The 2,773-nt window shown below is 53.6% G+C and carries 3 protein-coding genes; all 3 read right to left on the bottom strand.

Annotation, left to right across the window (positions count from 1 at the left end; all coding sequences use genetic code 11):
* Positions 1 to 226: 226 nt before the first annotated feature.
* The 3 genes from FYJ79_RS12265 to FYJ79_RS12255 are packed head-to-tail and all read right to left on the bottom strand — an operon-like array spanning position 227 to position 2,648.
* On the bottom strand, positions 227 to 529 hold the full coding sequence (locus tag FYJ79_RS12265; RefSeq protein ID WP_154518893.1) for a hypothetical protein: 303 nt from the start codon (positions 527 to 529) through the stop codon (positions 227 to 229).
* A complete protein-coding gene (locus FYJ79_RS12260; RefSeq protein WP_154518891.1) occupies positions 522 to 1,331 on the bottom strand; it encodes an ExeA family protein in 810 nt (269 codons plus the stop codon). The genes FYJ79_RS12265 and FYJ79_RS12260 overlap by 8 nt, the downstream gene beginning before the upstream one ends.
* A gap of 15 nt (positions 1,332 to 1,346) precedes the next feature.
* A complete protein-coding gene (locus tag FYJ79_RS12255) occupies positions 1,347 to 2,648 on the bottom strand; it encodes a DDE-type integrase/transposase/recombinase (RefSeq protein WP_154518889.1) in 1,302 nt (433 codons plus the stop codon).
* Positions 2,649 to 2,773 lie beyond the last annotated feature (125 nt).

The following is a 2,773-nucleotide window of genomic DNA, read 5'->3' as shown; positions in this document are numbered from 1 at the left end:
TGTTGAACCGCAAATTCTCCCAGTATTCAAACCGCAAATTATTTCAGCCTTTTTTTGACGGCATTTTTGTTTTTCCAGATTGATGACCGCACATTATTTCAACATGACTGATGATGGACCTTCAGGAACATGGACAGAATAATTATGCCGGTTTTCCTACATTCTTATTTTGTCCTTTTCGTTCATATATAAAAGAGAACCAGACACAAGGCCTGGTCCTTTCTTTTTAATGTCTCATTTCCTGGCTGATTCCCCTGATGGCTCTTGCCATCCAGGCAGCCAGGTCCGCATCGCCTGTATGGCGGTATATGGAATCCTCGTTCCATGATATGTCATTCAGGTCCGCAAGAGGTATCCGCTGTGTTCCTGTACGGCTCATGACAAGTTCTCTTTCGGACAGGATGAGACCGCCGATGCTGACCATGCTCTCGACAATGACGCATTCAATGGCATCATCGCCTCTTACAGCCCTGAACACGGTCCCGGTCCCACCATGTATGTTTGCAGCGGCTGCCTGTGCTCTATCCATAGACCGCGCTGACCTCCTCGTTCGCCGCCATCACAATCTCCGTGGTGATGTGTCTCTGTTCGCGTATCATGCCGATCTGGAGGCTCTTGCAGATAAGGTTGTTGAGCAGACGGGCCGATCCCCTCATGAGGGAGTGAAGCGTATGGTAGCACTCGTCATCAAAGAGATCAGTGCTGCAGTGAACAAGTCTCAGCCTGTCCAGGACATAGCCACGGACCTCCTCCTCATCCATTCCTGTCAGGAAGTAGTTCATGTTGATGCGCTGCTTGAAGGGCTCAAGGCTCTTGGCGCGCAGTGTTCTCAGCGCCTCGGGCTGGCCCATGAGTATGAGGGTGCAGCAGTCGACGCTGTCATAGGCGAAATTCATAAGCATGACGAATTCCTTCAGCACCTGTACCGTCAGGTACTGGCACTCGTCTATGGCCAGTATCACGCTGACGTGATCGCTGGCCATCCGTTCCATTTCGTGCTGTATCTGTGCAAACATGACGCTCTTTCTGCTTGACTCCTCGAGGCCGAGCGCATCATTGAGCGCATGGTAGAAGTCAATGGGCGTCACCGTAGTCAGCCTGATGTAGACTACCCTGTACCGGCTTTCGTTCAGGCCGTCCAGGACGCTTCTCAGGCTGGCCGTCTTGCCCGTCCCGGGCTCTCCCAGGAAGAGGCCTATGCCTTTCGTTCTTATGAGGAACTGAAGCCTGCTGGCCATCTGCCTGTAGTCGTTGCTCTGGTAGAGCCTCGTGCTGTCTATTCCCTTGGTGAAGGGATTGTAATCCATTCCATAGTATGTCTCAAATTCCATGATGTCCTGTCACTCCTAGTAATACATTTCCGTTCTCTTCGTCCTGCCGTTCTCCACTCGGTCGGTTCTCTTCAGGCGGTATCTCGCCTTGTTTGCAGGGTCGTCCAGGTAGACGTTCTCGAGCGTGGATGGGTCATAGCGCACCACGACCCTGCTTCCGATGTACTGAGAGGGAACGTCAAAATCAGTCTGCCTTATTCTTACCGTGCTGTCGCCGTTGACCCTTCTGATCTCCTCGTGGAGGAAGCAGTCATCAAGCCATCCCTGGAACTCGCCAGCCTGCTTGTTGCACGTGCGGTGAGGCTCGATGTCCTTCATGTCATACATGAATCTCTGCATTGGGGTATGGTTGTCATATTCGTCATCCCTCAGTGCCGAATGCTCCCTCAGATTGTACTCGGCAACCCACTGGTCAAGCCTCTCGTTCAGCTCGTCAATCCCGTGATAGCTGCTGCCGTCGTCCGCATTGAGCCATGAATTCCTTATGCTCAGGAAGAAGCGCTCAATCTTGGCCTTTCCCTGCGGCGTGTAGGGCCTGCAGTACACAAGCCGGGTCCCCAGCCTTGAGGCTATCAGCTTCGTGCTGCCGTTCCTGTAGCTGGATCCGTTGTCCAGTATGAGCGTCCTGCTTCGCCCGTATCTCATGACCGCTGACTTCCATACCTTCTGGAAGTTGACCGCATTGTCCGAGTAGAAGAAGCGGGCACCGACGATCATTCTTGAATGGTCGTCAATGATGGCGATGAGGTACGTCTTCACGTACTCGCCGTCCTCGTTTCTTATGTACAGGGTATGGGCCGTATCGGCCTCATAGCCGTCACATGCATGTGCGAACTCCCAGGCGCGTATTTCCTTGCCGCTCATAGGGGGCAGCTTTCCGTTGCGCAGGCCTGACGAGCTGATGTAGCGCTGTACGGTGTCCACGGAGACGCTGCAGTCGTCAAACAGCCCTTCCTCATGCAGCCTGTCCCAGACAAGCGTGCCGGTTATCTTCGGGAACTGCTCGACAAGTTCCGCAATTCTTCTCGTTGCCTCCTCGCTCAGACGTCTCGGAACGCCCTTGTCAAGCCTTTCCCTGGGCATGAGGGCATCCAGCCCTCCCTTCCTGTAGAGATGCAGCCAGTAGCTCAGGGTCTGCCAGCTGTAAATCCTGTCATTGCCATCAGGCATCCTTACGGAATTTGACGCAATGCGCCTGAAATATCCCGTAGCGGTCTCGTCTCCAAGCGTTCCTGCCACTACAGGCGCTATCAGTGAGAACTTTATTGTCGCAATCTCCCGTCTTCTTTCGTAGCTCTCCGGATCTGTCTTCTTCATTTTTCTCTTTTCCTCCTCAGAGGCATTCTACATGAGCCTGCCGGCCATGGACAGTGCCACCTTATTCCGGCAAGGACGGTGACGTGCCGGAAGTCGGCCGCTGTTTGTGCAATGTGCGGCTGCCT

Origin of the sequence: Sharpea porci, assembly GCF_009695655.1 — a bacterium.
Classification (GTDB): Bacteria; Bacillota_I; Bacilli_A; order Erysipelotrichales; family Coprobacillaceae; genus Sharpea; species Sharpea porci.
This window is presented reverse-complemented; position numbering and strand designations above follow the sequence as displayed.

Bases quoted from the DNA above. Each gene is read 5' to 3' on its own strand.
- FYJ79_RS12265 (WP_154518893.1), bottom strand. From the start codon at position 529: ATGGATAGAGCACAGGCAGCCGCTGCAAACATACATGGTGGGACCGGG.
- FYJ79_RS12260 (WP_154518891.1), bottom strand. From the start codon at position 1,331: ATGGAATTTGAGACATACTATGGAATGGATTACAATCCCTTCACCAAG.
- FYJ79_RS12255 (WP_154518889.1), bottom strand. From the start codon at position 2,648: ATGAAGAAGACAGATCCGGAGAGCTACGAAAGAAGACGGGAGATTGCG.